The organism is Lysinibacillus sp. LK3 (genome assembly GCF_001043675.1).
In the GTDB taxonomy this organism is placed as follows: domain Bacteria; phylum Bacillota; class Bacilli; order Bacillales_A; family Planococcaceae; genus Lysinibacillus; species Lysinibacillus capsici.
In genome coordinates this window covers 108,556-135,022 of record NZ_LDUJ01000007.1, presented here as the reverse complement: position 1 = coordinate 135,022, position 26,467 = coordinate 108,556, and the positions used below count along the sequence as shown (strand labels likewise).

General features: G+C 38.5%; 36 protein-coding genes. 23 read left to right on the top strand and 13 right to left on the bottom strand.

Going from position 1 to position 26,467, the window contains the following annotated elements; translation table 11 throughout:
• The first annotated feature begins 8 nt into the window (after positions 1–8).
• The 9 genes from VK91_RS05100 to VK91_RS05060 all read left to right on the top strand — a co-directional run bounded on the left by VK91_RS05100 (position 9) and on the right by VK91_RS05060 (position 7,329).
• Positions 9–1,055 (top strand): type IV pilus twitching motility protein PilT, encoded by a 1,047-nt coding sequence (locus tag VK91_RS05100; RefSeq protein ID WP_048391346.1) that lies wholly within the window; start codon positions 9–11, stop codon positions 1,053–1,055.
• On the top strand, positions 1,052–2,257 hold the full coding sequence (locus VK91_RS05095) for a type II secretion system F family protein (RefSeq protein ID WP_036080216.1): 1,206 nt from the start codon (positions 1,052–1,054) through the stop codon (positions 2,255–2,257). The genes VK91_RS05100 and VK91_RS05095 overlap by 4 nt, the downstream gene beginning before the upstream one ends.
• 125 nt (positions 2,258–2,382) lie before the next feature.
• A complete protein-coding gene (locus VK91_RS05090) occupies positions 2,383–2,859 on the top strand; it encodes a prepilin-type N-terminal cleavage/methylation domain-containing protein (RefSeq protein ID WP_048391344.1) in 477 nt (158 codons plus the stop codon).
• 56 nt (positions 2,860–2,915) lie between these two features.
• Positions 2,916–3,377, top strand: coding sequence for a prepilin-type N-terminal cleavage/methylation domain-containing protein (locus VK91_RS05085; RefSeq protein ID WP_048391342.1), 462 nt, complete (start codon positions 2,916–2,918; stop codon positions 3,375–3,377).
• 122 nt (positions 3,378–3,499) lie between these two features.
• Complete coding sequence (gene pilM / locus VK91_RS05080; protein ID WP_048391340.1) at positions 3,500–4,474, top strand: type IV pilus biogenesis protein PilM; 975 nt, start codon at positions 3,500–3,502, stop codon at positions 4,472–4,474.
• Positions 4,474–5,067 (top strand): PilN domain-containing protein, encoded by a 594-nt coding sequence (locus VK91_RS05075; protein ID WP_048391337.1) that lies wholly within the window; start codon positions 4,474–4,476, stop codon positions 5,065–5,067. The genes pilM and VK91_RS05075 overlap by 1 nt, the downstream gene beginning before the upstream one ends.
• Positions 5,064–5,756, top strand: a complete 693-nt coding sequence (locus VK91_RS05070; RefSeq protein WP_048391335.1) for a hypothetical protein — start codon at positions 5,064–5,066, stop codon at positions 5,754–5,756. Before VK91_RS05075 ends, VK91_RS05070 begins: the two co-directional genes overlap by 4 nt.
• 64 nt (positions 5,757–5,820) lie before the next feature.
• Positions 5,821–6,573, top strand: a complete 753-nt coding sequence (locus VK91_RS05065; RefSeq protein WP_048391334.1) for an A24 family peptidase — start codon at positions 5,821–5,823, stop codon at positions 6,571–6,573.
• Between the two features lie 33 nt (positions 6,574–6,606).
• Complete coding sequence (locus VK91_RS05060) at positions 6,607–7,329, top strand: gamma-glutamyl-gamma-aminobutyrate hydrolase family protein (protein WP_048391332.1); 723 nt, start codon at positions 6,607–6,609, stop codon at positions 7,327–7,329.
• Between the two features lie 107 nt (positions 7,330–7,436).
• Here VK91_RS05060 and lexA read toward each other — a convergent pair whose 3' ends face one another.
• Positions 7,437–8,054: a transcriptional repressor LexA gene (lexA, locus tag VK91_RS05055; RefSeq protein WP_004232118.1), complete on the bottom strand. Its 618-nt coding sequence runs from the start codon at positions 8,052–8,054 to the stop codon at positions 7,437–7,439.
• A gap of 166 nt (positions 8,055–8,220) precedes the next feature.
• Between lexA and VK91_RS05050 the strand changes: the two genes are divergently transcribed.
• Together VK91_RS05050 and VK91_RS05045 are read left to right on the top strand one after the other, a co-directional pair.
• Entirely contained in the window at positions 8,221–8,535 is a 315-nt protein-coding gene (locus tag VK91_RS05050) for a LysM peptidoglycan-binding domain-containing protein (protein WP_048391327.1), read from the top strand.
• Positions 8,532–9,197 (top strand): recombinase family protein, encoded by a 666-nt coding sequence (locus VK91_RS05045; protein WP_004232122.1) that lies wholly within the window; start codon positions 8,532–8,534, stop codon positions 9,195–9,197. The genes VK91_RS05050 and VK91_RS05045 overlap by 4 nt, the downstream gene beginning before the upstream one ends.
• On the opposite strand, the gene def is transcribed toward VK91_RS05045, so the two are convergent.
• The 4 genes from def to VK91_RS05030 form a co-directional block, all read right to left on the bottom strand.
• The gene (gene def / locus VK91_RS05040; protein ID WP_048391325.1) at positions 9,183–9,800 is read right to left on the bottom strand and encodes a peptide deformylase; all 618 of its coding nucleotides are present in this window, start codon (positions 9,798–9,800) and stop codon (positions 9,183–9,185) included. The genes VK91_RS05045 and def overlap by 15 nt on opposite strands.
• Positions 9,793–9,984 carry a helix-turn-helix transcriptional regulator gene (locus VK91_RS22375; RefSeq protein ID WP_082148123.1) on the bottom strand — a complete coding sequence of 64 codons (192 nt, stop codon included), beginning with the start codon at positions 9,982–9,984 and terminating at the stop codon, positions 9,793–9,795. Before VK91_RS22375 ends, def begins: the two co-directional genes overlap by 8 nt.
• A gap of 280 nt (positions 9,985–10,264) precedes the next feature.
• The gene (locus tag VK91_RS05035; RefSeq protein ID WP_048391323.1) at positions 10,265–10,798 is read right to left on the bottom strand and encodes a DJ-1/PfpI family protein; all 534 of its coding nucleotides are present in this window, start codon (positions 10,796–10,798) and stop codon (positions 10,265–10,267) included.
• Position 10,799: 1 nt separating this feature from the next.
• Entirely contained in the window at positions 10,800–11,333 is a 534-nt protein-coding gene (locus VK91_RS05030; RefSeq protein ID WP_048391321.1) for a GNAT family N-acetyltransferase, read from the bottom strand.
• 187 nt (positions 11,334–11,520) lie between these two features.
• On the opposite strand from VK91_RS05030, the gene VK91_RS05025 reads away from it, so the two are divergent.
• The 3 genes from VK91_RS05025 to VK91_RS05015 all read left to right on the top strand — a co-directional run bounded on the left by VK91_RS05025 (position 11,521) and on the right by VK91_RS05015 (position 14,633).
• A complete protein-coding gene (locus tag VK91_RS05025) occupies positions 11,521–11,754 on the top strand; it encodes a DUF896 domain-containing protein (protein WP_004232132.1) in 234 nt (77 codons plus the stop codon).
• A 127-nt stretch (positions 11,755–11,881) separates the two neighbouring features.
• Complete coding sequence (gene tkt, locus VK91_RS05020) at positions 11,882–13,876, top strand: transketolase (protein ID WP_048391318.1); 1,995 nt, start codon at positions 11,882–11,884, stop codon at positions 13,874–13,876.
• Between the two features lie 109 nt (positions 13,877–13,985).
• On the top strand, positions 13,986–14,633 hold the full coding sequence (locus tag VK91_RS05015; protein ID WP_048391316.1) for an HAD family hydrolase: 648 nt from the start codon (positions 13,986–13,988) through the stop codon (positions 14,631–14,633).
• Between the two features lie 45 nt (positions 14,634–14,678).
• Here the strand turns inward: VK91_RS05015 and VK91_RS05010 are convergent, their stop codons facing one another.
• The 5 genes from VK91_RS05010 to VK91_RS04990 form a co-directional block, all read right to left on the bottom strand.
• The gene (locus VK91_RS05010; RefSeq protein ID WP_009370700.1) at positions 14,679–15,311 is read right to left on the bottom strand and encodes a response regulator; all 633 of its coding nucleotides are present in this window, start codon (positions 15,309–15,311) and stop codon (positions 14,679–14,681) included.
• Positions 15,286–16,326: a sensor histidine kinase gene (locus tag VK91_RS05005; RefSeq protein WP_016992954.1), complete on the bottom strand. Its 1,041-nt coding sequence runs from the start codon at positions 16,324–16,326 to the stop codon at positions 15,286–15,288. Before VK91_RS05005 ends, VK91_RS05010 begins: the two co-directional genes overlap by 26 nt.
• Entirely contained in the window at positions 16,323–17,006 is a 684-nt protein-coding gene (liaF, locus tag VK91_RS05000) for a cell wall-active antibiotics response protein LiaF (RefSeq protein ID WP_004232142.1), read from the bottom strand. Before liaF ends, VK91_RS05005 begins: the two co-directional genes overlap by 4 nt.
• Before the next feature lie 112 nt (positions 17,007–17,118).
• Positions 17,119–17,757, bottom strand: coding sequence for a PspA/IM30 family protein (locus VK91_RS04995; protein WP_009370701.1), 639 nt, complete (start codon positions 17,755–17,757; stop codon positions 17,119–17,121).
• A gap of 15 nt (positions 17,758–17,772) precedes the next feature.
• Entirely contained in the window at positions 17,773–18,129 is a 357-nt protein-coding gene (locus tag VK91_RS04990) for a hypothetical protein (RefSeq protein WP_048391315.1), read from the bottom strand.
• A 338-nt stretch (positions 18,130–18,467) separates the two neighbouring features.
• Between VK91_RS04990 and sirA the strand changes: the two genes are divergently transcribed.
• From sirA to VK91_RS04975, 3 genes are all read left to right on the top strand, one after another.
• Positions 18,468–18,893, top strand: coding sequence for a sporulation inhibitor of replication protein SirA (gene sirA, locus VK91_RS04985; protein ID WP_004232148.1), 426 nt, complete (start codon positions 18,468–18,470; stop codon positions 18,891–18,893).
• Positions 18,894–18,992: 99 nt separating this feature from the next.
• On the top strand, positions 18,993–19,211 hold the full coding sequence (locus VK91_RS04980) for a YneF family protein (protein ID WP_004232154.1): 219 nt from the start codon (positions 18,993–18,995) through the stop codon (positions 19,209–19,211).
• 110 nt (positions 19,212–19,321) lie between these two features.
• Positions 19,322–19,825, top strand: coding sequence for an S-ribosylhomocysteine lyase (locus VK91_RS04975; protein WP_048391314.1), 504 nt, complete (start codon positions 19,322–19,324; stop codon positions 19,823–19,825).
• A gap of 48 nt (positions 19,826–19,873) precedes the next feature.
• Here VK91_RS04975 and VK91_RS04970 read toward each other — a convergent pair whose 3' ends face one another.
• Positions 19,874–20,845 carry an alpha/beta hydrolase gene (locus tag VK91_RS04970; RefSeq protein WP_036080551.1) on the bottom strand — a complete coding sequence of 324 codons (972 nt, stop codon included), beginning with the start codon at positions 20,843–20,845 and terminating at the stop codon, positions 19,874–19,876.
• Positions 20,846–21,052: 207 nt separating this feature from the next.
• Here VK91_RS04970 and VK91_RS04965 point away from each other — a divergent pair, with 207 nt between their 5' ends.
• The 3 genes from VK91_RS04965 (at position 21,053) to VK91_RS04955 (ending at position 23,210) form a co-directional block, all read left to right on the top strand.
• Positions 21,053–22,237, top strand: a complete 1,185-nt coding sequence (locus VK91_RS04965; RefSeq protein WP_082148122.1) for an acetyl-CoA C-acetyltransferase — start codon at positions 21,053–21,055, stop codon at positions 22,235–22,237.
• A gap of 23 nt (positions 22,238–22,260) precedes the next feature.
• Positions 22,261–22,527 carry a YqkE family protein gene (locus tag VK91_RS04960; RefSeq protein ID WP_036080173.1) on the top strand — a complete coding sequence of 89 codons (267 nt, stop codon included), beginning with the start codon at positions 22,261–22,263 and terminating at the stop codon, positions 22,525–22,527.
• A gap of 176 nt (positions 22,528–22,703) precedes the next feature.
• Positions 22,704–23,210: a GNAT family N-acetyltransferase gene (locus tag VK91_RS04955; RefSeq protein WP_048391312.1), complete on the top strand. Its 507-nt coding sequence runs from the start codon at positions 22,704–22,706 to the stop codon at positions 23,208–23,210.
• 16 nt (positions 23,211–23,226) lie between these two features.
• Here the strand turns inward: VK91_RS04955 and VK91_RS04950 are convergent, their stop codons facing one another.
• Positions 23,227–23,706 (bottom strand): VanZ family protein, encoded by a 480-nt coding sequence (locus VK91_RS04950; RefSeq protein WP_048391309.1) that lies wholly within the window; start codon positions 23,704–23,706, stop codon positions 23,227–23,229.
• Positions 23,703–24,602 carry an aldo/keto reductase gene (locus VK91_RS04945; protein WP_048391306.1) on the bottom strand — a complete coding sequence of 300 codons (900 nt, stop codon included), beginning with the start codon at positions 24,600–24,602 and terminating at the stop codon, positions 23,703–23,705. Before VK91_RS04945 ends, VK91_RS04950 begins: the two co-directional genes overlap by 4 nt.
• Before the next feature lie 76 nt (positions 24,603–24,678).
• Here VK91_RS04945 and VK91_RS04940 point away from each other — a divergent pair, with 76 nt between their 5' ends.
• The 3 genes from VK91_RS04940 to VK91_RS04930 all read left to right on the top strand — a co-directional run bounded on the left by VK91_RS04940 (position 24,679) and on the right by VK91_RS04930 (position 26,389).
• Positions 24,679–25,236 (top strand): NUDIX domain-containing protein, encoded by a 558-nt coding sequence (locus VK91_RS04940; RefSeq protein ID WP_048391304.1) that lies wholly within the window; start codon positions 24,679–24,681, stop codon positions 25,234–25,236.
• Positions 25,237–25,289: 53 nt separating this feature from the next.
• Positions 25,290–25,802 carry a hypothetical protein gene (locus VK91_RS04935; RefSeq protein ID WP_004232169.1) on the top strand — a complete coding sequence of 171 codons (513 nt, stop codon included), beginning with the start codon at positions 25,290–25,292 and terminating at the stop codon, positions 25,800–25,802.
• 122 nt (positions 25,803–25,924) lie between these two features.
• Positions 25,925–26,389: a Fur family transcriptional regulator gene (locus VK91_RS04930; protein WP_004232171.1), complete on the top strand. Its 465-nt coding sequence runs from the start codon at positions 25,925–25,927 to the stop codon at positions 26,387–26,389.
• The last annotated feature ends 78 nt before the right edge of the window (positions 26,390–26,467 follow it).

Sequence of the window (26,467 nt, the reverse complement as noted above, 5' to 3'; positions counted from 1 at the left end):
TGAAAAAAATGACAGCATATTCAATCGTTGAATTATTAACACGTGCATTTGAAGAAAAAGCATCTGATCTTCATTTAACAAAAGGTATTCCACCAGTATATCGTATCCATGGGCAACTAGAGCATTACGGCACAATCCCACTTGAAACAGAGGATTTGAAGGCAATGGTAAAGGTCATTCTTCCTGTCCATAAACAACAGGAATTTGAGGATAAGGGAGAAACGGACTTTAACTTTTCATTGCCTGGGAAATGTCGATTCCGTGTCAATGCATACCATCAGCGAAATGAAGTGACGATTGCAGCTCGTTTAATTGAGGCTAAAATTCCTTCTATTGAAGCACTCAATATGCCACAGGTGTTATATAAGCTTGCGGAAAAACCACAAGGCTTAATTTTAGTAACTGGCCCAACAGGCTCAGGGAAATCAACTACCTTGGCAGCAATGATAGATCACATCAATGAAACAAGATCTAAACATATTATTACGTTAGAGGATCCAATTGAATATTTGCATACACATAAGAAGTCTGTCATCAATCAACGTGAGATTGGTGTCGATACAATGAGCTTTGCCAATGGTTTACGTGCATCATTACGTCAAGACCCAGATATTATTTTAGTTGGGGAGATGCGAGATTATGAAACCATTTCAACGGCTATTACGGCTGCTGAAACAGGGCATTTAGTTATGGCTACACTGCATACAAGTAGTGCACCAACGACGATCGACCGTATTATCGATGTATTTCCACCGCATCAGCAGAGTCAAATTCGTGTGCAGCTTGCGAATGTACTACAAGGTATTGTTTCTCAGCGTTTATTTGTACGTAAGGATGTAAAAGGGCGTATTGCTGCGACAGAAATTTTAGTACAGGCACCTGCTATTTCAAATTTAATTCGTAACGAAAAAATTCACCAAATTCCAAGTGTGATGCAGACAAGTAAAGCATTGGGTATGCACACATTGGAGTATTCCATGCAACACCTAATTACCACAGGTAAGATTTCACTAGAGGATGCAAGACCATATATGAACGCTGGTGATTATAGTTGACGATATTTCGTTATAGTGGTCGGACCAAAACAGGAGCACCTAAAAAGGGCATTATCGAGGCACCGAATAAAAAGGTAGCCATGGAAAAGCTTCGAGCACAAGGAATTAATGCACGAGAACTTCAGGAGTCAAATAGCATTTTACATAAAGATATTGCTTTTGGGACAAAAGTAAAGCACCAGGAATTTGTTATTTATTGTCGACAATATGCGACATTAATTCGTGCTGGCGTTCCCGTTGTTGAAGCGACCCATATTTTGGGTGAGCAAACACGGAGTAAACCACTAAAGCGAGCATTGATGCAGGTTGAAGAGGATATTCGAAATGGTATGGCATTTTCAGATGCAGCAGGCAAACACCCAAAAGTGTTCCCATTGCTATTTGTCAATATGATGCGTGCTGGTGAGGCTACAGGGAACGTCGACGATACATTAGATCGTCTTGCAAGCACACTAGAGAAGCAATACAACATTAAGAAAAAAATTCAATCTGCTATGACCTATCCAGCGATTTTATCGCTTCTAACACTAGTGGTTGGTATGTTTTTAATGGTGTTCATTGTGCCAACCTTTATGGATGCATTTAAAGAAATGAATTTGGAAATGCCGTTAATAACGGTCATTGTAGTGGGTATTAGTGATTGGCTCATTCAGTTTTGGTACCTTGTGATTTTAGGGCTATTGGTATTAGTAGTGGGCCTTCACTATTTCTATAAAAATAATAAAGAGTTTCATTATGCCGTCAATGTATTTTTACTGCGTATGCCAATCTTTGGACAGCTTTTGCAAAAGGATATTATCGCAAGAATGACAAGAACCTTGTCAACACTCTTTAGCAGCTCCGTACCAATCTTACAAGCCTTAACAATTGTCGAAAAGGTTGGTGGTAATCCGGTAATGGGGAAAGTAGTACTGGAAGCGCGCGATAATTTAGAAAAGGGTGGCACATTATCAGAGCCACTTGAAAAAAGCTGGCTATTTCCACCGCTTGTAACACAAATGACATCAATTGGCGAGAAAACAGGGTCCTTGGATTACATGCTCGAAAAGATCGCTGATTTTTATGAAGAGGAAGTAAACCGTGCTGTCGATACCATGAAGTCACTCATTGAGCCTTTAATGATTGTGGTACTGGCTCTAGTTGTTGGAGTCATCGTTGCGGCTATATTCTTACCAATGTTCCAACTATATGAAAATATGTAATGTTTACAATATTTATATGGATGCCCTTTTGTTCCGCTTAATAGAAAATATCTACTTAGATTTGCTAACAAAAGGAAGCGGCAAGTAGGTATCTTCATGGTTAAGTATTAAAGGAGAGACTGGACATGGAAATTAGGGTAAAGAACGAAAAGGGCTTAACATTAGTCGAGTTATTGGCAGTCATTGTTATTCTAGCTATCGTTGCTGCCATTGCAATCCCAGCTATAAGTAATGTCATTGATAATTCACGTTATAAGGCATTAAAAGCAGATGCCATTAATGTTATTCATGCCGCGCAGTTTTATTTTATGGAGCATCCAACCGCTGATCAATGGCAAATCGTCGAAGTGGAAAAATTAGTATCGGGCGGTTATTTAGACAGTGCTGGCAAAATATTAGAGGCAGATAAAGAGGGTCAGAGTGCCAATGTTCAATTTATCGAGGGCACCTACTACTTCAATGCGCATGCGATTTATTACAGCAATGGAAAATATATAAATTTCGATAATGCCACCTTACAGCATATTGCAGACGATATTCGTAAGGGCAGCAAGGGAACTGGTGGCAAATGTATTGGGCGAGATTGTGCAGCTTCGCCATAATGTTCAGAAGCGCGTGTACACACACTTCATATAAAACTATTAAGGAGGATTTCAAAATGTTAAAAAAGTGGAAAAATAAAAAACTATTGAAAAATGAGAAAGGTTTAACATTAGTTGAACTATTAGCTGTAATTGTTATTCTAGCAATTATTGCAGCAATCGCTGTACCTGCAATTGGTAATATTATTAATAAGTCGAAGGACCGTGCAATTTTAGCAGAGGCATCAAATATTCTAGCGGGGGCTAAGATTGCTTATATTGATGGGGCGTGTAAAGCTGTAGCTGACGAATGTAGTTCTTCTGAACTAGATCCTTTTGTGGATGGAATTAAATTAGATGGTACTAAGGTTACGTTTAAAGATGATACATGGACAATTACTTACCCTAATTTAAATAAGATGAAAACTAATTTAAAACCATCAAGTACAACAATAAACGAGTCAGACCTTAATGCAAGACTAAAAGATGCAGGAGTAGAATCTCCTAAAGAAGAAGGCGGTGAAGGAGGAGGAAAATAAACAGACGGCATCAGTCCTCCCAACCCACTCAGAAGCGCAAGAAAATTTGCGTTTCTGGCTGGGAAATGGATGACTAATTGAAAAAATCATTTATACTGAGTAGGATAAGGAGGTCTTTTCACATGTTTAAGAGAAAAAGAAAGTCGCATGTTTCGATTGAACTGAAGGACTATGTGCTGCGTGCGATTGTGGCGAAAGGACCAGAGCCTAATCAGTGGCAGGGCTATGAATACCCTTTAGCAGCTGGAATCGTTGAAAATGGAACTATTATCGATGAGGTAGCTCTTTTTGAGGTAATTAAAGAGCAAGTGATGAAATGGACAGGGAAAAAACAGGCTGTTCGCATGTTTGTCCCTGATACGACAGTTCTATTAAAAAACTTTGAGCACCCTAAAGATGTAAAGCCTCAGGAATTAAGAGGATATGCTGAAATGGAATTGGGACATTCTATTCATTTACCATTTCAAGACCCTTTAATTGATGTGTATGATGCAGATGCCGAGGACGGCAAGGCTATCTTATTTGCTGCACCTTCTGAAGAGATTACGAAACTGGTAGGGATGCTGTTAGATGTTTCATTAGAACCCGAAGCTGCCGATATTCGTGCGCTTTGTAATATACGTTTATTAGAGCACATGTCCTTATTAATGCCTAATAAAACCTATTTAATTGCAGAATGGTCAATTAATGAACTCTCCATCAGTATTTTTTCCAATGGCCAAGTGGAGTTTTTGCGCTATCAAACCATTGAAGTAGATATGACGCAATGGCTGGGAAAGAAAGAGAATGAGTTTAGCTATCAATTTATTTATAATGGCGAATCAGAGAATTATCAAATGGTCGTAATGGATCAGGTTTTAGAGATTGATCGGATGATGAATTTCTTTAAGTTTTCTTTACATAAAGGTGAAAAAACAGTGGATGAAATTATCATGCTTGGCGATAACCCACTATTGAAATCAATTGGGAACTTACTCGCTTCTAATTTAGAACCACCACTAAGGGTTGTCGATGGGGAAAAAATTGAGAAATCGTTTCCTCGCTTTAAGCGAGAATTTTCAACGTTGCTTGGCTTAGCTTTGAAGGAGGTTCGTTAATGGTTCCAGATATAAACCTCTTACCACAACTTGAAAAAAGAACAACCTCTCCCAAGCTTTTTTATAGCTTGGTGATTGTCATTGTGGGACTTATTATAGCTTATTTACTTTTTTTATTTTTTACATCCAAAAGTGAATTGTCACGATTGACTGCAGAGGAACAGGCATTAACAACACAGCTTGATCAATTGCAGCAAGAGCTAGACGCACGACAAAATGTCGATCAGGGTTCGTTGGAAGAGTCAGTAACTTTTATTCAAAGCGTTTCTTATCCTGTAACACCGTTAATTGATGAAACAAAAACTTTATTACCAACTCATTCCTATTTACGTAGCTATGTTTTCGGAGAGAACTCGGTGAATATTGAAGTGGATTTTGAAACGATGACAGATATATCGAAATATGTGGAGCGACTTTTAATGAGTAGCTATTTTACAGATGCTCAAATTAACACTGTCTCAAACTTTGAAATAGAGCTAGGTGAACAAAGGGTGTTAACACCCCAACAAAAATTTAAAGAAGTACCGCGATATTCAGTGTCCATTACAGCGACAATCGATTTTATGTATTTAGCTGGAGGACGACGTTCATGAATAAATTAACGAGTAGTAAAAATTCATCTATGATCTTGTTACTGGCGCTGATAGCTGCTATTTTATTTGCGCTGTATTATTATTTGCTTTCACCAAAATTGGATGAAGTGAATGAAAAAGAGAGTAATGTATTGCAGGTGCAGCAAGAATTAGCTAGTGTCAAAGAACAACTAGCACAATTAGACAAAGAGCAGGGACAGCCTACTATCAATATATTAGCCTTAAGACAAAAGCTACCTGCAACAAGAGCCGTTGAAAAGATTATTCTTGATTTAGCTGAGATTGAAGAGGTGACAGGAACTCGTATACTGTCTTTAACTGTTCAAGGTGAGGACGGCACTGTGACACCTTCAGATGTATCGAATGATCTTAATATGTTGGAGCAGGCTGAAGCAGAGGTCAATGGTGATCAGGAGAACAAGGAGACTACTACACCGATTGCATCTCTTTCGAAGGACTCTTTACCAACTAATTTAAAGCTTGTTACTTTTATATTAGAGGTGGGTGCGCTTGATTTTAATTCTCTTGAAAGCTTTTTACAGGAGGTTGAACAATTAGAGCGTGTCATGAAAACCGATAAGATTGAATTTAAATTGCCTGGAGAGCAGGCACAGCTTGAGAAAGATGCAGATCTTACGTTAAAGGCAACAGTGCAAGTGACAACGTTCTATTACGAAGAACAACAATAACTTTATTGATAGGCGCACCATACTGCATTTGTATGGGCGCCTATTGGTTTAGGAGGACATAAAATTGGAAATGGCTTATACGATCTTTATTTTTTTATTTGGACTTGTCTTTGGCTCTTTTTATAATGTAGTTGGCTTACGTGTACCACAGAAGGAGTCGATTGTACATCCTCCTTCACATTGTCCAAAATGTCAGAGACGACTGACGGCGCTTGATTTAGTACCAGTTTTGTCTTATGTATTGTTAGGAGGAAAATGTCGTGGTTGTGGCAATAAAATTTCTTGGGTTTACCCAGTCATAGAATTAATGACAGGTGTATTATTTGCCTTTGCTTATGGGCAGTTAGGCTGGGGCATAGAATTGATAGTAGCACTCTTTTTTATCTCCTTATTAGTTATTATCGTTGTATCAGATTTAGCCTATATGCTAATTCCAGATAAGGTGTTAGTATTCTTTTTACCTTTGCTAGCTATTGGACGAGTGCTGTCACCATTAACACCGTGGTGGGACTCTCTTGTGGGTGCTGTGGTTGGTTTTGGCATATTATATATCATTGCTGTGCTATCAAACGGTGGCATGGGTGGAGGCGATATTAAATTATTCTTTTTAATTGGTCTCGTTCTGGGTACGATTGATACACTGTTAACGCTATTTTTAGCTGCAGTTATTGGTATGATTGTCGGGATTACCATGTTATCGAAAAACAAACAGGGGAGAAAAACACCCATTCCGTTTGGGCCATCTATTGCATTGGCCGCAGTTATTGTTTATTTCTATGGCGATGTATTAATTAATTGGTATCTAGGCTTTTGGTAATTGTGCAATTTTCAAGAATTTGGAGGGAAGCAAGTGAAACCGATTATTGGTATTACAGCCTTTGTTGAGGATGATTTATCCTCTCGATTAAATGCTGCTTACAGTAAAAGCATCATTGAAGCAGGTGGAATTCCACTGATTATTCCAATTGGAGTAGAAGAAGAGGCGGCCCAGATTTTAGCCCTTACAGACGGTTTATTATTATCTGGTGGTCATGATGTGCACCCATTTCTATTCGGGGCTGAGCCTTCATTAAAGCTTGGAAAAATTCATCCAGCGCGAGATACGATTGAGTTAGCATTGATTGAAGCCGCATTCCAACGTAAGATGCCTATTTTCGGGATCTGTCGAGGAATTCAAATACTAAATGTTGCATTAGGTGGTACCTTATATCAGGATATTGATAGTGATCACTTTAGTACCAAGTTACTCCAACATATGCAGCAATCAGGTCGAGCTGTAGCTACCCATTCTGTACAGGTTATTGCTGACAATCTATTAGCGACTATCGTTGAACAAGAGAAAATAGCAGTGAATTCATTTCATCATCAAGCGGTGAATGTTTTAGCAGAAAAATTAAAAGTAGCAGCAAAATCTAACGACGGTATTATCGAAGCGGTAGTTCATGAGGAGATGCCATTTTGCTTAGCTGTTCAGTGGCATCCTGAGGAACTAGCCATAGCAGGAGATGAGAGTGCTCAAAAGCTATTTTCAGCCTTTATTGAAGCGAGCTTAAAATTTAAGAAGGAAGCTTAGAAGAGGCATTGTACAAAGAATCCAATCGTATGTGGATTCTTTTTTTGCGTAAAAAAGAGGATACATGCTCTTAGAAGGAACATAATCCTCAAAATCTGCTTTAATCGTTAATGTACACGTCTGTAAAGACCTACAACTTGTCCTAAAATAGAAACTTGATCGACTATAATTGGTTCCATAGAAGAATTTTCAGGCTGTAAACGGAAATGGTTTTTCTCTTTAAAGAAACGTTTTACAGTTGCTTCATCCTCAGCTGTCATAGCTACAACAATATCCCCATTATTAGCTGTTGCCTTTTGTTTTACAATGACTAAATCTCCATCTAAAATCCCAGCTTCAATCATTGATTCCCCCATGATTTCTAGCATGAACAATTGATCTTCACTTGTGCCATACGTATCGGGTAATGGGAAGTATTCTTCAATATTTTCAATTGCTGTAATTGGAGAACCAGCTGTAACCTTCCCGACAAGTGGGACATGGATCACCTGTTGTTTTTGAATGGATTCTTCAGGCTCTAAAATTTCAATTGCGCGTGGCTTTGTTGGATCTCGACGAATAAAGCCTTTTTGTTCTAATCGAGCTAAATGTCCATGAACAGTTGAACTGGAAGCAAGTCCAACTGCTTCACCAATTTCACGTACTGATGGTGGATATCCTTTAGCTCGTACCTCTTCCTTAATGAAAGCTAAAATGTCCTCTTGTCTTTTCGAAACTTTTTTCATGAGTGCTCACCTCTTTTTTCTAAAATCATTCTTCTTATTTGATAGTATAACAGAATGCGAACATGTATGCAAACATAGGTTCGAAAAGTGTTTGACAAAAACGTTTGTTCGCTTTATTATGGGAACATACATTCCGAACAAACATTCTTAAAAAGGGGTAATGATTATGACATGGTTTAAGAAAAACACACATATCTCAATTTTAATAGGAGCTTGTTTATTATTTGCAGCATACCTTTACATTACTGATCCAGGAAAAGTTAGTTACGCAGAAATTCAAATCGAACATGGGGATAGCTTGTGGTCGTTAGCCGAGCAATATCGTGGTAAGATGAGTACTGATGATTGGATAAAGCTTGTAAAAACTGAAAATGAACTAGCAGATATTAAAATTGTAGCGGGAAAATCTCTAGTTATTCCTGTAGTGAGTGATCAAGCCAGTCCCATCAATACTATCGAAATTGCGAGAAATGAACAATGATAAATAATCAACTATCGGCTGTTGTCTATTGTCGCGTAAGTACTGAAAAAGAAACACAAAGCTCCTCATTAGAGCGCCAGCAGGAAGAGTTGCTGCGCTATGCTAAAGAGCAAGGCTATGCGGTGAAGGGCGTGTTTAAAGATCAACATAGTGGCTATGATGTAGAACGTGAAGGCTTGCTAGAAATGCTTGATTTTATAAAAGATAAGAACATTAATGCTCTTTTTGTCCAAGATGAAACTCGTTTAGGACGAGGCAATGCAAGGATGGCTGTATTACATTTATTACAAAAGTCAGCAACTGATGTTTTTTCTATGCGTGATGCAGGCCCAGTCCAATTAAATGAAATGGATACGATGCTGCTTGAAATTTTAGCGATTGTAGAGGAATATCAACGTAGAATCCATAATGCTAAAATTCGACGAGGTATGCGACGTGCTGTAGAAAACGGTTATCGTCCAGAAAATAATTTATCGAATCGAGGTAATCCGCAGGGGCAGGAGCGAAAAGATCTACCTGTAGAGGAAATTGTGAAGCTACGCAAACGTGGATTTACCTTTGAAGAAATTTCTATAACGCTTAGAGGGTTAGGCTTTGAGGTAAGTAAGGCGACAGTACATCGTCGTTTCCAAGAGCACCAAGAAAGATTAGCAGGAAAATAATATTCCTGCTAATTTTTTTTGTAAAAAACTACTGAAGGGAAGAAAGCTTTCGATGATAACATGATTTGGCAGTTGGAAAGGGTGCTCTTTATTTATTCGGTCATAAAACATGATGCCATTTAAATGATCGATTTCATGCTGTACAACGATGGCCCCGTAGCCCTGTAACTGTACAATGATTTCATGTCCATCGATGTCGTAAGCTTTGACTTTAATTCTCTCATATCTCGGTACAAAACCAGGGACAGGTCGATTTACAGATAGACAGCCTTCTCCTTCCGGTAGATAAATCATATTAAGGGAATGACTCATTATTTTAGGGTTAATCAGCATCATTTCTTCGTCATCAAAGAGTACAGCAAACATTCGTTTATCTACGCCAATTTGATTAGCAGAGAGTCCACTTCCAGGGCGAAGCTTATATTTTTTTGCTAGCGTTTGATTTTGGCTATTTTTCAGATATTGCAGCATGGCTAGGAGGGTATTTCGGTCTTCATTGGTCACTGGTCTCGACACTTCTTGAGTTTGTTTTCTTAAAATTGCCGAGTGTTCTTTCACAAAATCCTTCATTGTAATCATATAATCTGGGTGAAATTTAGTCATAGATAAACACCTCATCAATACGGCTATTAAGAACCTTAGCAATCTTAAAAGCTAATTCAAGGGTCGGATCATATTTATCATTTTCAATATTATTAATCGTCTGTCTCACAACTCCACATTCTTTTGCAAGAGCAGCTTGTGTTATGCCTAATTTTTTTCTTAAAATTTTGATGATGTTCTTCAGAAAGATCCCTCCATTTTGTCCAAAGTATTAGACATATATCGTAAGATAAGAATTAAAAAATGTCCAACTAGTTGGACATTTTTTGGTGTGAAAAACAAAACAGTCAATTGAAGGGGAGAAATTGATTTCCGGTGCAGGCTGCTTGCTTTCCTGTGGCACGCTGACGGAACGGAAATCACCCCACAGCCTTGTTAAAAGTTCTCATTCTACTAATGACATCATCTTTTTTCAATAACATGAAATGCCCGATTAATTGGACATTTGGATTTTAAATCATCACTTAATACCAATTTTCATCAAAATTTAGCTTTAACGCATGCCCGAAACAAATACCGAAAGGAATAAAACCTCTTCCTCTTGCTGTAATGATATTTCCATCTTGTACCACTAGTTCATCTGAATAGTTATGAAGTTCAAAGCACCCTAACTGCTCCATGCCATCTAAAGGTAGTCCTACTGTATATTTTTTGTTCTTTAAGACCCCTGCTTTTGCTAATAGGTAAGGGGAGCTAGAAATACTTGCAATCATTCCTCCTTTTGCAGATAGAAGACGAATGAAGTCTAGTAAGCTCTCTTCAAGTTGTAATGTAGAAATATCCATGCAGCCTGGTAATAGTAGACTATCAATATCGTCAAGCTCTACCTCATTCACGGATAAATCAGCTATACAATTTAAACCAGATTCTCCTCTGATAGGTTTGGTATTCGATCCAAGTGTGATGATGGGTTTACCGCCTTGCATTAATATGGACAAAGCAACACTCAATTCATATTCACTAAATTGTGGGTATAATAACACCGCAGTTTTCTTCATTTCATACACCTCTTACCTTTAGAGTGTTCCATTCTTCCTCTAAAATAGCGTAATAGTATTCATCCCACCAAGTCTCTCCATGAGGAATGCATTTTTTGAAAAATCCTTCTTGGCGCATTCCGATTTTTTCCATGACTCGGTAAGAAGCGATATTTTCTGGCTGGCATGTGGCAATAATTCGATGAAGTTTCATTTTATTAAAGCCGTGATCTAATAGGGCCAGAGCAGCTTCAGAAGCATAGCCATGATTATGATAGGCAGGATTCATAACCCATCCAATTTCATACGTATGGTCGCCAAAGTATTTGTGGAAAACAAGATGACCAATGACTCGCTGTTGTTCACGTAAAACAATGGCGAAATGTTTTGCTTGCTCGTTGCTATTCTCTGTTACGAAATTTTGAACCTGATCTTCATTCAACACACCCTCTGGCATATAGTGCATGACCGTTTTGTCGGACATATAGCTATAAACAGCCTGGCAATCTTGGGCTTCAAATGTTCGAATAAGTAGTCTAGATGTTGTGATGTTCATGATAGCTCCTCCTATTATCTATCAAATTTTTCCTTTTATTATTAGTTATACACCTCTAACTTCTGGAAGTCATGTAAATAATGGCTAAGAAGTGTTTTTAAGGGTTGGTATAACTGCATTTTAAGGGAAACCATGCTATACTTTGCATACTGAGGTCATTAAGCTAGGTACTGAAAGGTGTGTAACCATGTTATCAAAGGAAAAAATTAACCGAATTAATGAATTATCTGCTAAGGCAAAAAGCGGACAATTAACAGAGGAAGAAGCAAAGGAGCGAACAGCGCTTCGCAAGGAGTATTTAGATACGTTTAGAGCAACTATGCGAGATACGATTGAAAACGTTAAAGTGGTAGATGCAGAAGGAAATGATGTAACTCCTGAGAAGGTAAAACAAGCACAAAAAAATAAATTTCTAAATTAATGTGACACAATTCAATAAAGTATGTATGAAAACGCAAATAGTATAACAAAAAGCATTGTTTTCTAAAGCAATGTTGACTAAACTGTAAAAGAACAATATATAGGACGAGAAAGGATGTCACAATATAATGACTCAACACGCGGATCTTTTAGCAATTAATGCTATCCGAACTTTGTCAATCGATGCTATTGAAAAAGCAAATTCTGGTCACCCAGGTTTACCAATGGGAGCAGCGCCAATGGCTTATACGCTTTGGACAAAACAATTACGCCATAATCCAGCAAATCCAAAATGGTTTAACCGTGATCGTTTTGTACTATCAGCAGGTCATGGCTCAATGCTTTTATACAGCTTACTTCACCTTGGAGGCTATGGTTTACCAATGGAAGAAATTCAAAACTTCCGCCAATGGGATTCATTAACACCAGGACATCCTGAATATGGTCATACAGTAGGGGTAGAGGCAACAACTGGTCCTCTTGGGCAAGGAATCGCTATGACTGTTGGTATGGCAATGGCTGAGCGCCATTTAGCGGCTACTTACAATAAACCAGGTCATGACATTGTTGACCACTACACATTTGCGTTATGTGGCGATGGTGACTTAATGGAAGGCGTAGCAGCAGAGGCGATTTCATTAGCTGGTCACTTAAAACTTGAAAAATTAATCGTGCTTTACGATTCTAATGATATTTCTTTAGATGGTGACTTAGAAAAGTCATTTTCAGAAAACGTTCAAAAACGCTTTGAATCTTATGGTTGGAATTATTTAAAAGTGGCAGATGGTACAGATGTAGATGCTATTAATGCAGCCATTGAAGAAGCCAAAAAATCTACTGGCAAGCCAACATTAATTGAAGTGAAAACAGTGATTGGTTTTGGTTCTCCAAATAAATCTGGTAAAGCAGATTCTCACGGTGCACCACTTGGTACAGATGAAGTTGTCTTAACGAAAGCTGCCTATGAGTGGGCACATGAACCATTCCAAATTCCTGCAGAAGTTTACGATACATTTAATGCGGCTGCTGAAGTGCAAGGCGCACAACCAGAGGAAGCTTGGAATGCAAAATTTGCTGCATACAAAGAAGAATTCCCAGCGTTAGCAGCTCAATTCGAGAAAGCGATGAATGGTGAATTACCAGAAGACTTTGCTTCTGAGTTACCTGTATATGAAGCTGGTAAATCTGTAGCAACTCGTTCTTCTTCAGGCGATGCAATTAATGCTATTGCGAAGAAAACACCTTCATTCTTTGGTGGTTCAGCTGACCTTGCTGGCTCCAATAAAACAACGATGAAGGGTGCAGGAGATTTCTCAGCAGACGACTATGCTGGACGTAACATCTGGTTCGGTGTTCGTGAATTTGCAATGGGTGCTGCTATGAACGGAATGGCTCTTCACGGTGGTTTAAATGTATTCGGTGGTACATTCTTCGTATTCTCTGATTACGTTCGTCCTGCAATTCGTCTATCTGCATTAATGGGTCTTCCTGTAACATATGTATTCACACATGATTCGATTGCAGTAGGGGAAGATGGTCCAACACATGAACCAATCGAACACCTTGCATCATTACGTGCAATGCCAAACCTATCTGTTATTCGCCCTGCGGATGCAAATGAATCAGCAGTTGCGTGGGAGCTTGCAGTAGCAGCAGAAAAAACACCAACTGTTCTTGTATTATCTCGTCAAAACTTACCTGTTCTTGACGCTTCTATTGAAACAGTACGTGAGGGCGTAGCAAAGGGTGCTTACACAGTGTCTCCAGCTGCAAAAGAAGTGGCAGATGCTATTTTAATTGCAACAGGCTCTGAGGTTTCGCTTGCTGTCGAAGCACAAAAAGCATTAAAAGCAGACGGTATAGATGTAGCAGTTGTTTCTATGCCATCTATGGATCGCTTCGAAAAACAAGACGCAGCTTACAAAGAATCTGTTCTACCAAAAGCTGTTACAAAACGTCTTGCAATTGAAATGGGGGCATCATTCGGTTGGCATAAATATACTGGCTTTGAAGGCGATGTTCTAGCAATTGATAAGTTCGGTGCATCTGCTCCGGGTGAATTAGTAATGGAAAAATACGGCTTCACTGTTGAAAACGTAGTAGCAAAAGTGAAAGCACTATAATTTACAACAAATACCACAATACTCAGGGATTTAAACATCAACTGAGTGTTGTGGTACTTTTTTTAGCGGCAAACACAGTATGTGAAAACTCCATAAAAAGGGTGAGCGAATGAAGAACTATAGCGTTGTGTTATTTGACCTAGATGGAACGTTATCTGATCCCAAAATAGGAATCACTAAATCAGTCCAACATGCTTTACAGAAGGCGGGCGTCATGGTGAATGATTTGGATGAACTCGAACCATTCATTGGACCACCATTACAAGTATCTTTTCAAGAAATCTATGGATTCAATGATACACAAATAACGCGAGCAATTAGAGATTACCGAGAACGATTTACGGAAAGGGGAATGTTTGAAAATAAACTATATGAAGATATTCCAGCATTGTTAGCTCATTTAAAGCAACAAGGATATATACTAACTATTGCCACCTCAAAACCAACTGTCTTTGCGGAACAAATCATAAAGTATTTTCAGCTAGAGTCCTATTTCGATCTTGTCGTAGGAAGTCACTTAGATGGTTCACGTTCTGCCAAAGGTGAGATTATTGCAGAGGTACTTCAACAACTTGATTCCTATCCAAAAGAGCAATTTATTATGATTGGGGATCGAAAATATGATTTAATCGGCGCTCGTGAAAATCAAATCGATGCCATCGGTGTGACATATGGTTTTGGGTCGCTAGAAGAATTAAAAAATGAAGAGCCTACATATATTGTGGACCATGTAAATGATCTCCTAAAATACCTCTAAAAACACGAAAAACTGCATGTCAGCATGCAGTTTTTTTATGTAGGATTATTTAGCAAGTCCGTTTTGGAAGGCGTAGACGACGGCTTGAGTACGATCTTGAACTTCTAGCTTTGCTAAAATATTACTAACATGTGTTTTTACCGTTTTCAAGGCAATATATAGCTCATCAGCGATTTCCTGATTGGCTTTACCCTGGGCCATTAGCAATAATACTTCCATTTCACGTTCAGTCAATTGTTCGTATAGTGGCGTACTATTGCCATGGCGCATGCGGTGCATCATTTTGGAAGTGACCTCTGGCTCTAATACCGTTTCGCCACCCATCGTTTTTCGAATAGCATCTGCAATTTGTTTGGCATTAGATGTTTTTAAAATATAGCTTACCGCGCCAGCCTCTAAGGCAGGATATACTTTATCATCATCTAAAAAACTAGTCACCATCATGATTTTTGCCTCAGGCCATGCTGCTAATATTTCCACTGTTGCCTCTGCTCCTGTCATAACAGGCATCACATTATCCATTAAAATAATATCAGGCCTTAGCGCTAGGGCACGTTCCACAGCCTCTTTACCGTTCTCAGCCTCACCTACAACCGTAATATCCGGCTGTGCTGAAAGATAGGCTGACACACCAATCCGTACCATTTCATGATCATCCACTATGAGCACTTGTATCATCGACATTGACCTCCTCTTTTTGTAAAGGAATTTTAACCTCTACAATTGTTCCTTCACCAGGCACTGATACAATTTTATAGGTGCAGCCAATTTCAACTGCTCGTTCAGCTATATTTTGTAAACCGTATGATGTGGATTTATCTTCCTCCACATCAAAGCCTAAACCATTATCTTGAATTCGTAAAATAGCTAAGTCGTCACGTGCCACAAGAAGTAATTCCACCTCACTTGCTTTGGCATGACGCAGCGTATTGGAGAGTGCCTCCTGTGCAATACGAAATAAATGATCTTCCTCTGCTTTAGTTAAGGCCATTTCTTCTAATTCATATTCTATATGGAAATAAACTTTTTGCTGAAGTTCAATAATCAATTCCTCTAAGCCTTGTGCCAATGTTTTATTGTGTAAAGCTACAGGCCGTAAGTGTAGCAGTAATGCACGCATTTCTAGCTGTGCCTGCTGAACGATTTTCTCCACCTGTTTTAAGCTAGTAGCATGTTCGTCATTTTCAGTTAATGCAGATAGTAACATAGAGGCAGCAAATAGTTGCTGTGACACAGAATCATGGAGTTCTCTAGCTAGTCGTTGGCGTTCAGCAATAATACGCTCCTGAATAATTTTATCATTGGCCTCAGCCCGTTCATTGGACAAACGCTGTAAACTTTTACGTTGCGTATCAATTAATTCACTCGTTTGGACAAGTGCCTTTTTTAACGATTTCGGAAGAGCTTGTTTTTTAGGAAAAACAAAATCAGGCTCGATCAGTTGTTTCACTATTCGTGTTGCCTGCGCTTCTCGTGCCCTTGCAGTCATACTGATCCAGCTGGCAAACAGGAAGCTAAGTATAAACAGGCTAACTATGATGATGCCACCTAGAGGGATATTATCGTAATTCTGCTGCCATAAGGGCTCCCATGTTTTTTCATCAGGATTGCCCCATAGTGCAACAAGAAGACCGAAAACAGCACTCATTAAAATAAAAAATAATGTAAATAATCTTGAGATAAAGGCTATCATTTTCGTAGCACCTCCAAATCTCCAAGCCAGGTTGCGACATGAATAATCAGTACACGTTTAGCATCCTCAGGGTTGCCGTCTGAGAAAGTAATACTTTCATTTACTATACGTTGCGGCCCTACGTGTAAGCAGGAGAGCTCACCAAATAACGTCGTATACTGTAAACGGAATGGAATTTCATAAGGAACATAGATTTGAACTTTACCGATACCTTGTCGAATTGTAATAAGACTAGTGCCAGCTGGTAAAATCGTTTGCGTTGTATCAATGGTAATATCTCCTGCAAGGCGCTGAATTTGTACATCTTGCCATTTATAAGCTTCTATAGGCGCTGGCATTGTGCCAATTAGGTCATTTTTAATTGCAGGAAGCTTTTCAAATAGCTCTGCACCAACTACTTTTGGCTCGTTTTCTCTTTGCAAGTATTGATAGAGCATATATAAGAGCATGATGACGATAAATAAACGTAAGCTCCACATCGTGAACAAAGCAATGGCAATAAAGAAAATTCCTGTCCATTTAAAAAATCGAACTTTTTTGGAAAAACTTAAATAAAGAAGTACAGCCCCAATCAATAAACAGAAGGCACCACCATTATTAAATATAGTTAGCTCCACAAAGACGAGTAAAAAGAAGCAAAGAACCCAAAATGTGAGCTTATTTGTTGTGAAATTTTGCATGAGGGTCACCCTTCCTTCTACTAATAGTATAAGAGAGGGAATGGGACCCTCTATTCTTAAACGTGAAAGAATGCGCCTTTTAATGTTGGCGCATTGCTTTCATTATACCATGTTATTTATTTTCAATTAGCAGTGGTGAGCTTTCTTCTACTGCTTTTTTTTCTAATTCTGCCAGTCTTGCCTCAAAAGTTGTAAGCTCATGGTCTTTATCGATTTGATAAGCTAATTTATCGATATATGCTTCTAAATCTTCAAAGTTTGTTTTATTATTTTTGGCAATCATTCCATCCATTTGATGATGGGCACGAGTTACATTTTCTTTCCCCATCAGCTGTAATTGACGTACTTTCATATCTTTAATTTTATGCTTCATTGTTTCAAATTTACGCTCGAGCTCGAAGTATTCACGAGTACTTGCTTCAATGCTAGCTTGTAATGTAAGGTTACGAGCTGAATAAGCTGTTACTTCATCCGTAGCGAAATCAATTAAGTCCTGCTCTCCGCTAGATTTTGCTAATGCTAATTGAGATTCACGTTTCGCTAGTAAATCTGCGTTTTCTTTATATTCTTGCTCTAGCTTTTCTTTTAATTGCCCTTGTCGCTCTAATAATTTGCCTGTTTGTTCTGTTTGCTTTTCTGCTTCACGAATGTATTGATTTAACATCGCAATCGGATTTTTTTGTTCCTTCTTATCAAATAATTGGTGTAAGTCTGCCTCTACTGTATATCTAAAACGTTGAAATAAGTTCATTTAAAATCGCTCCTTTTATTTTGTTAAATTTGACCATTCTTTTTCAAAGTTTGTAAACGGATCTTCTTCTTTTTTTCCTTCAATTGTAGGGATTTTTACATCTTCGCCATTCCATTTTTTATAGATAACATAGATAATGGCGATGGCAGCAAGTCCTACCATTGCTGGAATGTTAGACACTGCTGATAGGACACCGATTAAACCAACTGTAAACCAGAAAATTTTACCGAAAGATGACTTACTAGCAATGTAGAAGTGCATGCCCAGTGCTACAAATAATCCAGAGAATAATAACCCCGCCAGTGGTCCAATTAACGCTAGTGCAACACATGCTGCAATGACGCCTCCAGTTAATAAAAGAAATTTTTTCATTTGTTTTAGCTCCTTTCGTTTGTACCTTTATGTTACCTATTTACAAGATTGTCTAAAACGGACTCGAAATTGATTTTGAACTAGGTCTTGAGGCTGAGATCCATCTAAGCAGCCAAAATAGAAGGTTTTTAGCTGTGTTTAATAAGACTTTTTCTTGTTTTTGGAAAAACATTAATTATTTTTGGTTGAAAATACCATTTGTCATAAAGTCATTTATAGACCCGAAACTAGAATTTTTTCGACAAAAATAGAAGAGAGATCCCTCCTTCGTTTGACAAATAAACAAGAATGAATGAGCTATACTTATGAAAAAGAAACTGAGCGAAGGAGGATTTCTGGTGAGAACCTATTCTATATATAAGATAAAAGAAGAGCATTTAACGTTTATTTTTGGCAGAGAGCGTAAGTTATTAGAGATGATGCAAGGTTGTGAAGATGCCAATGAGAAATCCTTAAAAGAGCTTGCATATATATGTGAATCCGTTCGTTTTGAGGAGATTGCAGCCATGTTAGAGCATCAACTTGATTCCAAATATGCACACCTAGAAAGAGCTCGTAATGCTTTGTTTTTAGAACATCCGATCAAAGGTAAAATGGCTATTTATTTAGTAGATCGTAAAATTTGTGTTTATTGCGAAGGTTCGCGAATGCTAGATTTAGATTTATTTCAAATGCTTGCTAAAATGAGTGAACGTTTTATAGCTTTTAATAAACAGGATAATGAGTGTGGGTGGTTAAAGCCGATGAAGTATACAATGCACTAGGAAAATTCACTACAATATATAGTAACACGCTATTATTTGTTGTATAATGGAGCGTGGAGAGTTTTTTCTCGGTATATTGTAGTGGAGGAGGTTGGTTGTATGCCTACATGGGGCTGGATTATTATCGTAATTATCGCATTAGCAGCGGGCGCAGCACTTGGTTTCTATTTCGCTCGTCAAGCTATGATGAAATATTTGAAAGAAAACCCACCTATTAATGAGCAAATGATTCGTATGATGATGGCGCAAATGGGTCGTACGCCGTCTGAAAAGCAAGTACGTCAAATGATGGCGCAAATGAATAAATTCCAGAAGTAATTTGGAATGTTCCGAGCAACTAGTTCAAGCTTAACTAGTTGTTTTTTTATTTTTAATAGTATTTAAATAATTCTTAAAAATCATACAACTCTATCGGAAAACTATGTATAATGGAGTTACTATACGGAAGGGAGTTGTGTATTTTGCAAAAAGAAAAAACAAATGTAGAAAGTTTTGATCTAGATCATACAAAAGTGAAGGCACCTTATGTTCGTTTAGCAGGTGTGAAAACGGGCAAAAATGGCGATGAAGTATATAAATACGATATTCGCTTTAAACAGCCAAATAAGGAGCATATGGAAATGCCTGCATTACATTCTTTAGAGCATTTATCTGCTGACATTATCCGTAATTACTCTGATCATATTGTTGATTTCAGTCCAATGGGTTGTCAAACAGGCTTCTATGTATCATTGATCAATCATAATGATTATGAGGATTTATTAGCTATTTTAGAGAACACATTTACAGATGTGACAAAGGCAACCGCAGTGCCTGCCTGCAATGAAGTGCAATGTGGCTGGGCTGCTAGCCATAGTTTAGAAGGGGCCCAAGCATTAGCGAAAGAGTTTTTAGCGAAACGTGATGAATGGCATATTATTTTTGAAGATTAAATAAAATAAAAACCTTGCGAGTAAAATGACGCAAGGTTTTTCATTGCCCTAAAAATGGAATGGAATGACATTCGAAGAAGAAGAATCCCGATTGATTTTTTGATAAATAAAATTGTCTAGAAAATCATGAATTAAATCCTCATATTCATCCATATTTTCATTAAAGGATTGTGCATGTGCCCCTGTATCAAAAAGTTTTAATTTTTTTGGACCGGTTTTTTTATTGTAGAGATCGAGTGACATGGAAGCTGGAATAAACGTATCAGGAATACTATGGATAAAGAGCACAGGTTTTTCAATATGTGTGACGGCTTCGGCAGGTGTTACACTTTTAAATGAGTAACCATCTCTGAGACGAACAAAAAAGTCAGCAAATCGAATAGGAATAATGGAGCCATATTTAAATTCAGTTTTTGCAATTTGTTTGAGCAACATAGAAAAGTCGGAGAACGCACAATCTGAGATATAAAAATCAGCGCCATCCTCGACTGTTCCTGCATAGAGGAGCATGGTTGCTGCACCCATCGATTCACCGTGAATGCCAAGAATAGCATCCTCTCCAATCATGGCTTTTACTGTTTTCACCACGGCATCAAGATCGTTTTTCTCATAGTAGCCATAGCTTGTTGTCTTGCCACCAGATTCACCATGGCGGCGGTGGTCAAATATAACGGAATTATAGCCAAGTCTTTCAAAAAGGCGAGCATATTTCACGGAATTTATTTTATTTTCGGTAACACCGTGGCAAATGATGATCGTGTTATTTGTTTGCAATGGTTGAAACATAATGCCTCGAATTGTATAGCCATTTGGAGAATCAATATTTAGTTCACATTTCAAGTTTTTATTGTACCAAGCCTCATCAAAGCGCTTTGCGGTCGTTTCTCGTTCCCGTATAAATTCAGGGTCTTTTTGTTGGATATACATTAATTTATTGGAAAGCGCGAAGCCGAACAGACCTGTTGCAGCGGCGGCTAGCGTTGTTGTAATACCAGAGAATAAAAGCATCTTCTTTTTCATCATAAAACACCTCCACATGCTGTTTCTTATTTGTAATGTTCCCAACTAAGATTGTTTAAAACACGTCAACATTTTACAATATCTTTGGCAAAACTGCGATTATTTCTATTATCGAAAATCGTCATAATATTTGTTAAAATATACATATCTGCTAGTAGCATATGCATGCAGTGTTGATTCTTGAACGGGGAAAAGGGGAGAATGATTATGACAAACGAGGTAGTAATCGTGAGTGCAGTGCGTACAGCAATCGGCTCATTTCAGGGGACATTAAAAGACGTACCAGCGACAACGTTAGGTAGCATTGTCATTAAAGAGGCATTAGTGCGTGCTGGCGTAGCAGGAGAACAGGTCGATGAGGTCATTATGGGGAATGTTTTATCGGCTGGACTTGGACAAAATCCAGCGCGTCAAGCGGCAATTAAAGCGGGGTTACCTCAAGAGGTATCAGCTTTAACAATTAATAAAGTATGTGGATCAGGTTTAAAGGCTGTTCATTTAGCAACACAGGCGATTTTAGCGGGAGATGCAGAGATTGTTGTTGCAGGTGGATTTGAAAATATGAGCCAGGCTCCATATGTCTTAAAAAATGCACGAGAAGGCTTCCGAATGGGCGACCAAAAGGTAGTAGATACAATGATTCAGGATGGCCTATGGTGTGCTTTTAACGATTATCATATGGGCATTACAGCTGAAAATTTATGTGATATGTATCAAATTTCTCGAGAAGAGCAGGATGCTTTTGCAGCTCGTTCTCAGCAACGCGCAGAGGCAGCAATTGCAGCGGGCAAGTTTGAAAATGAAATCGTTGCTGTTGAGATTCCACAGCGCAAGGGAGAGCCACTGCTTTTCAATAAAGATGAATTTCCACGAGCAGGTGTGACAGCAGAATCATTAGGTAAGCTACGACCAGCATTTAAAAAGGATGGCTCTGTCACAGCAGCGAACGCGTCTGGAATTAATGATGGTGCGGCAGCGGTAGTGGTGATGTCAAAGGAAAAAGCACAAGAGCTAGGCATTCAACCAATGGCGATCATTACAGCGAATGCTAGTGCTGGTGTAGATCCTGCAATTATGGGTACAGGTCCTGTAAAAGCAGTACAAAAAGCGCTGACAAAGGCTGAGGTTACTTTAAACGATATCGATTTAATTGAAGCAAATGAAGCATTTGCAGCACAATCAATTGCTGTAGATCGTGAATTAAGCTTTAATCATGATAAACTAAATGTTAACGGGGGTGCCATTGCTCTTGGTCACCCAATCGGTGCTAGTGGTGCTCGGATTTTGGTAACGCTATTACATGAGATGGAAAAGCGTGATGTGAAAACGGGCTTAGCCACATTATGTATCGGTGGTGGACAAGGCGTAGCAACAGTTGTGAAGCGCCCTTGATGTCAATAAGAAGGTGAATAGAAATGGGAAAGAAACGAAAACAGCAACAACATACTGACAATAGCGTAACAGCTAGCCTACCTAAGCAAGAGGCCGTTACATTAGCAGATCAGCTAGGTGGAGATGTGCTAGCAAAATTAAAAGCAGCGAAGCAAGATTTAACTGCTAAAGAGCAGGCGGCAGAAGAAGAGCGTCAGGCAAAATTAGCTTTTGAACGTAAACAACGAGAAAAAAACAAATCGTTTGAAGAACTTTTAAACGAATACGGCGATAAAGGTACTAAATATTAAGAGAGAACAGTGAATTCACATAGGTGGGTTCACTGTTTTATATTTACAGCATAACATTATATGGTTGTGGTCGATATATAAGGAGAGATTTTTGAAATTAATGGAACGGGAGACGCTGCCAATAACATATACCTAATTGGAGTTTAGTATCAATTAAATTATGTTAGGAGACCAACATGGTAGAATTACAAACAGAAAGAATAAGATTAATTCCTTTAAACGCTAAGTATCTTAATTTACTAATAGAGCATGAGGAGCAAATGGCGGCGGAGTTGTCATTAAGTAAAGGTGTAGGGAGTTTAGATTGCGAGCTTAAACAAGCGCTGTATTTTAGACTTTGCAAAGTATTAGAAGATGAGCCAAATTATCTATGGCATACGAATTGGTTACTTGTATTAAAAGAAAAAAATTGTGCTGTTGGTGGCATAATGCTAAAAGGTACGCCAAATGAGCAAGGGGAAGTTGTAATCGGGTATTATACTTTGCCTCCTTATATGGGGCAGGGCTATATGACAGAATCAATCATAGCTCTTAAAGACTGGTTACTCCATCAGCCAAATGCAAAATACGTTATCGCTGACACGGAAAAAGAAAATATGGCTTCCCATCGAGTTTTGGAAAAAGCAGGGGCTGTCTTGTTTAAAGAAACGAAGTCCCTCTATTTTTGGCGGTTCCACCTTTAAAATAAAAGACAAAAGGCTATAATTGAGCCTTTTGTCTTTTATTTTTGAGTATTTTTCTTACTGCAACAACGAGACTAACAAAAACAATGGCTCCAGCTGTATCGACAAGCACATCTTGAGCACTCATAGTACGACCTGGCGTAAAGCTTTGACGAAATTCATCAAGCACCGCGATTGTTGCCGTTCCACCGATAGCAATACTTGCTGCAAAACGTCTTTTTCCCCAGGCGAAGTAAAGGCCAAGTGCGATGCATCCAAATCCCATGAAGTGTGTCAATTTACGAATTAAAAACTCTACAAATGGAAAATAACCTCGCTCTTCCACTGAAACGATGGTTCCCCAATAGGGAATTTTTAAAATAGATAGTTGTTTTTCAAAAGGTTTATTGGCGAGCAAATCTTCTAATTCTGGTAGTATACTCTGTTGCTCATAGGTCATACTAGAGGAGATTACTAGTACAACTAGACAAATGAGTAAAATTAGCCATTTTTTCATCGATGTTCTTGATAGTACTCATTTTTTGTTAGCTCATTAGCTACCTTGAAATCTGTTATTGAATTAATTTTTTCGTAGGAAGCAAGCGTTTGTGCTAGTTGTTGTTGAGAGCTTGCGCCAATGACCGTAGAAGCGATTGTCGGCTCTTTTAGATTAAAAGCGATAGCCAAAGCATGCAAGTTATTATAGTGTAAAGCTAAGTCTGTTAACGTTGTTGTTAACTCCTCAGCAGTATAGGTGTTAAAACCATTAACATGTTGTAGACGTTGTTGCCAGCTATTTGTTAATAAGCCCTTTGCCACTGTGCCACGTGTTACAACAGAAGCACTCTGTTTCGCAATAAAGTTAAACCATTCTTCAGGGCGGCGATCGAGGGCACTGTATTGCATCATGACGCTTCTAGCGGAGCTTGCAGGTAAAAATCGCTGCAATACATTAGGACGAATGGAGGATATACCATATTCACGAATGAGCCCTTCTTTTTTCAGTCCTTCAAATGTGTCAATTATCTCGTCCCAATCATCTTCGATTGTGCCACCGTGTAATTGATATACATCAATGTAGTCTGTTCCTAAACGTCGTAAGCTAGCATGGACAGCTTCTTTTATATAGGATGGTGATGCGTCCCAATGCCAGCCATCTACCCCTTCTGCCCACCGATTACCTACCTTTGTTGCTAGGATGACATCATGACGACGCTTACCTAACGTTGCGCCAATAATCTCTTCATTTGCACCATAATCATATAAATCAGCTGTATCTATATAGTTAATGCCAGCATCTAATGCCATATCGACAATGGCAGCTGCTTGTGTTTTATCTGTCGAAAGAGACATGCCCCCTAAACTAATCTCTGAAATAAACAATTCACTTGTACCAAGCTGTCTTTTTTTCATACGAATGACCTCCTTCGATTTCTCTACTTGTAATGGTACAATGAACATATCTGAAGAACAAGCGAGGTTATCGTCAATGAAAAAGTTTGAGGAAAAAACAACGAAAACGACACCGATCTATGACGGTAGAATAATAAAACTACAAATTGATGATGTCACTTTACCAAATGGACAGGTTGCAAAACGTGAAATCATTAAGCATCCAGGTGCCGTAGCGGTGATTGCTGTTACGGACGAGGGTAAACTAGTGTTAGTAGAACAATATCGTAAAGCGCTGGAGCGTTCTATTATTGAAATTCCAGCTGGAAAGCTAGAGCCAGGTGAGGAGCCAGTGATGACAGCACGTCGAGAATTAGAGGAAGAAACAGGTTATGGTGCGCATCAACTTACTTTTTTACAAACATTTGCAACATCACCAGGCTTTGCGGATGAAGTTCTTCATTTGTTTGTGGCGAGGGGATTATATACAATAGACAATAAAGCAGATTTAGATGAGGATGAATTTGTCGAACTATTAGAAGTTTCGTTGGAAGAAGCACAAGTAATGGTGGCTGACCAGCGTATATATGATGCTAAAACAGCATTCGCAGTGCTATGGCTAGCTGCAAATTTAGAAAATAATCTTTTAGCATAATAGAGACGGACGAGCATAAGCTGTACAAACCTTGATAGAAAAGGAGCATGTTTATGTCTCGTACGGTGTCTATTTTTTATCACGCTTCCATCATTGCAGTAAGTTTTGTTTGTGGCGTTATTTTCTTTCATATTATTGGTGGACCGAAAGCGGAACCCTTTATATTATTTATAGAGCCTCGTTTAGCAGATGGGGACAGGCAATCCATTTTTCGTTTAGTACTGCCTGTTGCTATTTCCATAGGTCTTATATTATTACTAGCAACACATAGCGTCTTAAAGGTGTTAGTGCGTGTGACTGTAGCCATGCGTGCCACTTTTTTTGGCTTTAGTTCGGTTTTTTTATTACAAAAACTTGAAGCTTTTTGGCTTTATACGATTTGGTGGTTTCCATTTCAGCTCATCTATTGTATATTGTTGCTAGTCCTATGCAATTTACTTGTACCCGCTTGGTCAAAGCGAAAAATCGGGAAACAAGTATCTGGTCGGACAATTTTGTTGAATTTTATCGCATTTTTCATCATAATAGTTGCTGAGTTTATTGTTATTTCTTATGTGTTAAAATGATGGATTGAATAGACCAAAATTGTGATCAGATAAAAAAGTAGAAGCATGTTAGAAATCTATTCACTATCTTGTAATAGGATTTACTCCTTTGGTATAATGGAAAGAGTTTAGGGGGGCGTCACATGGAGAGCCGAATTGATCGTATAAAAAAACAGTTGCATAGTGCTAGTTACAAGCTGACGCCGCAGCGAGAAGCGACAGTTGCTGTTTTGCTTGAGCACGAAGAGGACCACCTAAGTGCTGAAGATGTTTATCTTTTAGTAAAAGAAAAAGCACCTGAGATTGGTCTAGCTACTGTTTATAGAACGTTAGAATTATTAACTGAGCTCAAAATTGTCGACAAAATCAACTTTGGCGATGGCGTATCGCGCTATGATTTACGCCAAGAGGGAGCTGCCCATTTCCACCATCATCTTGTTTGTATCGAATGTGGTGCTGTTGATGAAATTCAAGAAGATTTACTTGAAGATGTGGAAGCCGTTGTTGAAAAACGTTGGAACTTTATTATAAAAGATCACCGACTAACTTTCCACGGCATATGCTGGCGCTGTCATGATAAAAACGACGAATCGAATGAAGAAAAATAACGAAAAACTGTCTGTTTTAATCTTTGGTATAGATTGAATCGGGCAGTTTTTTGTTTTTTTTATTGAAGTATAGACACC

Coding starts and splice junctions, on each gene's coding strand:
- VK91_RS05100 (WP_048391346.1), top strand. CDS start 9: ATGACAGCATATTCAATCGTTGAATTATTAACACGTGCATTTGAAGAA.
- VK91_RS05090 (WP_048391344.1), top strand. CDS start 2,383: ATGGAAATTAGGGTAAAGAACGAAAAGGGCTTAACATTAGTCGAGTTA.
- VK91_RS05085 (WP_048391342.1), top strand. CDS start 2,916: ATGTTAAAAAAGTGGAAAAATAAAAAACTATTGAAAAATGAGAAAGGT.
- pilM (WP_048391340.1), top strand. CDS start 3,500: ATGTTTAAGAGAAAAAGAAAGTCGCATGTTTCGATTGAACTGAAGGAC.
- VK91_RS05075 (WP_048391337.1), top strand. CDS start 4,474: ATGGTTCCAGATATAAACCTCTTACCACAACTTGAAAAAAGAACAACC.
- VK91_RS05070 (WP_048391335.1), top strand. CDS start 5,064: ATGAATAAATTAACGAGTAGTAAAAATTCATCTATGATCTTGTTACTG.
- lexA (WP_004232118.1), bottom strand. CDS start 8,054: ATGAAAAAAGTTTCGAAAAGACAAGAGGACATTTTAGCTTTCATTAAG.
- VK91_RS05050 (WP_048391327.1), top strand. CDS start 8,221: ATGACATGGTTTAAGAAAAACACACATATCTCAATTTTAATAGGAGCT.
- VK91_RS05045 (WP_004232122.1), top strand. CDS start 8,532: ATGATAAATAATCAACTATCGGCTGTTGTCTATTGTCGCGTAAGTACT.
- def (WP_048391325.1), bottom strand. CDS start 9,800: ATGACTAAATTTCACCCAGATTATATGATTACAATGAAGGATTTTGTG.
- VK91_RS05035 (WP_048391323.1), bottom strand. CDS start 10,798: ATGAAGAAAACTGCGGTGTTATTATACCCACAATTTAGTGAATATGAA.
- VK91_RS05030 (WP_048391321.1), bottom strand. CDS start 11,333: ATGAACATCACAACATCTAGACTACTTATTCGAACATTTGAAGCCCAA.
- VK91_RS05025 (WP_004232132.1), top strand. CDS start 11,521: ATGTTATCAAAGGAAAAAATTAACCGAATTAATGAATTATCTGCTAAG.
- tkt (WP_048391318.1), top strand. CDS start 11,882: ATGACTCAACACGCGGATCTTTTAGCAATTAATGCTATCCGAACTTTG.
- VK91_RS05015 (WP_048391316.1), top strand. CDS start 13,986: ATGAAGAACTATAGCGTTGTGTTATTTGACCTAGATGGAACGTTATCT.
- VK91_RS05010 (WP_009370700.1), bottom strand. CDS start 15,311: ATGATACAAGTGCTCATAGTGGATGATCATGAAATGGTACGGATTGGT.
- VK91_RS05005 (WP_016992954.1), bottom strand. CDS start 16,326: ATGATAGCCTTTATCTCAAGATTATTTACATTATTTTTTATTTTAATG.
- liaF (WP_004232142.1), bottom strand. CDS start 17,006: ATGCAAAATTTCACAACAAATAAGCTCACATTTTGGGTTCTTTGCTTC.
- VK91_RS04995 (WP_009370701.1), bottom strand. CDS start 17,757: ATGAACTTATTTCAACGTTTTAGATATACAGTAGAGGCAGACTTACAC.
- VK91_RS04990 (WP_048391315.1), bottom strand. CDS start 18,129: ATGAAAAAATTTCTTTTATTAACTGGAGGCGTCATTGCAGCATGTGTT.
- VK91_RS04980 (WP_004232154.1), top strand. CDS start 18,993: ATGCCTACATGGGGCTGGATTATTATCGTAATTATCGCATTAGCAGCG.
- VK91_RS04975 (WP_048391314.1), top strand. CDS start 19,322: ATGGAGTTACTATACGGAAGGGAGTTGTGTATTTTGCAAAAAGAAAAA.
- VK91_RS04970 (WP_036080551.1), bottom strand. CDS start 20,845: ATGAAAAAGAAGATGCTTTTATTCTCTGGTATTACAACAACGCTAGCC.
- VK91_RS04965 (WP_082148122.1), top strand. CDS start 21,053: ATGACAAACGAGGTAGTAATCGTGAGTGCAGTGCGTACAGCAATCGGC.
- VK91_RS04960 (WP_036080173.1), top strand. CDS start 22,261: ATGGGAAAGAAACGAAAACAGCAACAACATACTGACAATAGCGTAACA.
- VK91_RS04955 (WP_048391312.1), top strand. CDS start 22,704: ATGGTAGAATTACAAACAGAAAGAATAAGATTAATTCCTTTAAACGCT.
- VK91_RS04950 (WP_048391309.1), bottom strand. CDS start 23,706: ATGAAAAAATGGCTAATTTTACTCATTTGTCTAGTTGTACTAGTAATC.
- VK91_RS04945 (WP_048391306.1), bottom strand. CDS start 24,602: ATGAAAAAAAGACAGCTTGGTACAAGTGAATTGTTTATTTCAGAGATT.
- VK91_RS04940 (WP_048391304.1), top strand. CDS start 24,679: ATGAAAAAGTTTGAGGAAAAAACAACGAAAACGACACCGATCTATGAC.
- VK91_RS04935 (WP_004232169.1), top strand. CDS start 25,290: ATGTCTCGTACGGTGTCTATTTTTTATCACGCTTCCATCATTGCAGTA.
- VK91_RS04930 (WP_004232171.1), top strand. CDS start 25,925: ATGGAGAGCCGAATTGATCGTATAAAAAAACAGTTGCATAGTGCTAGT.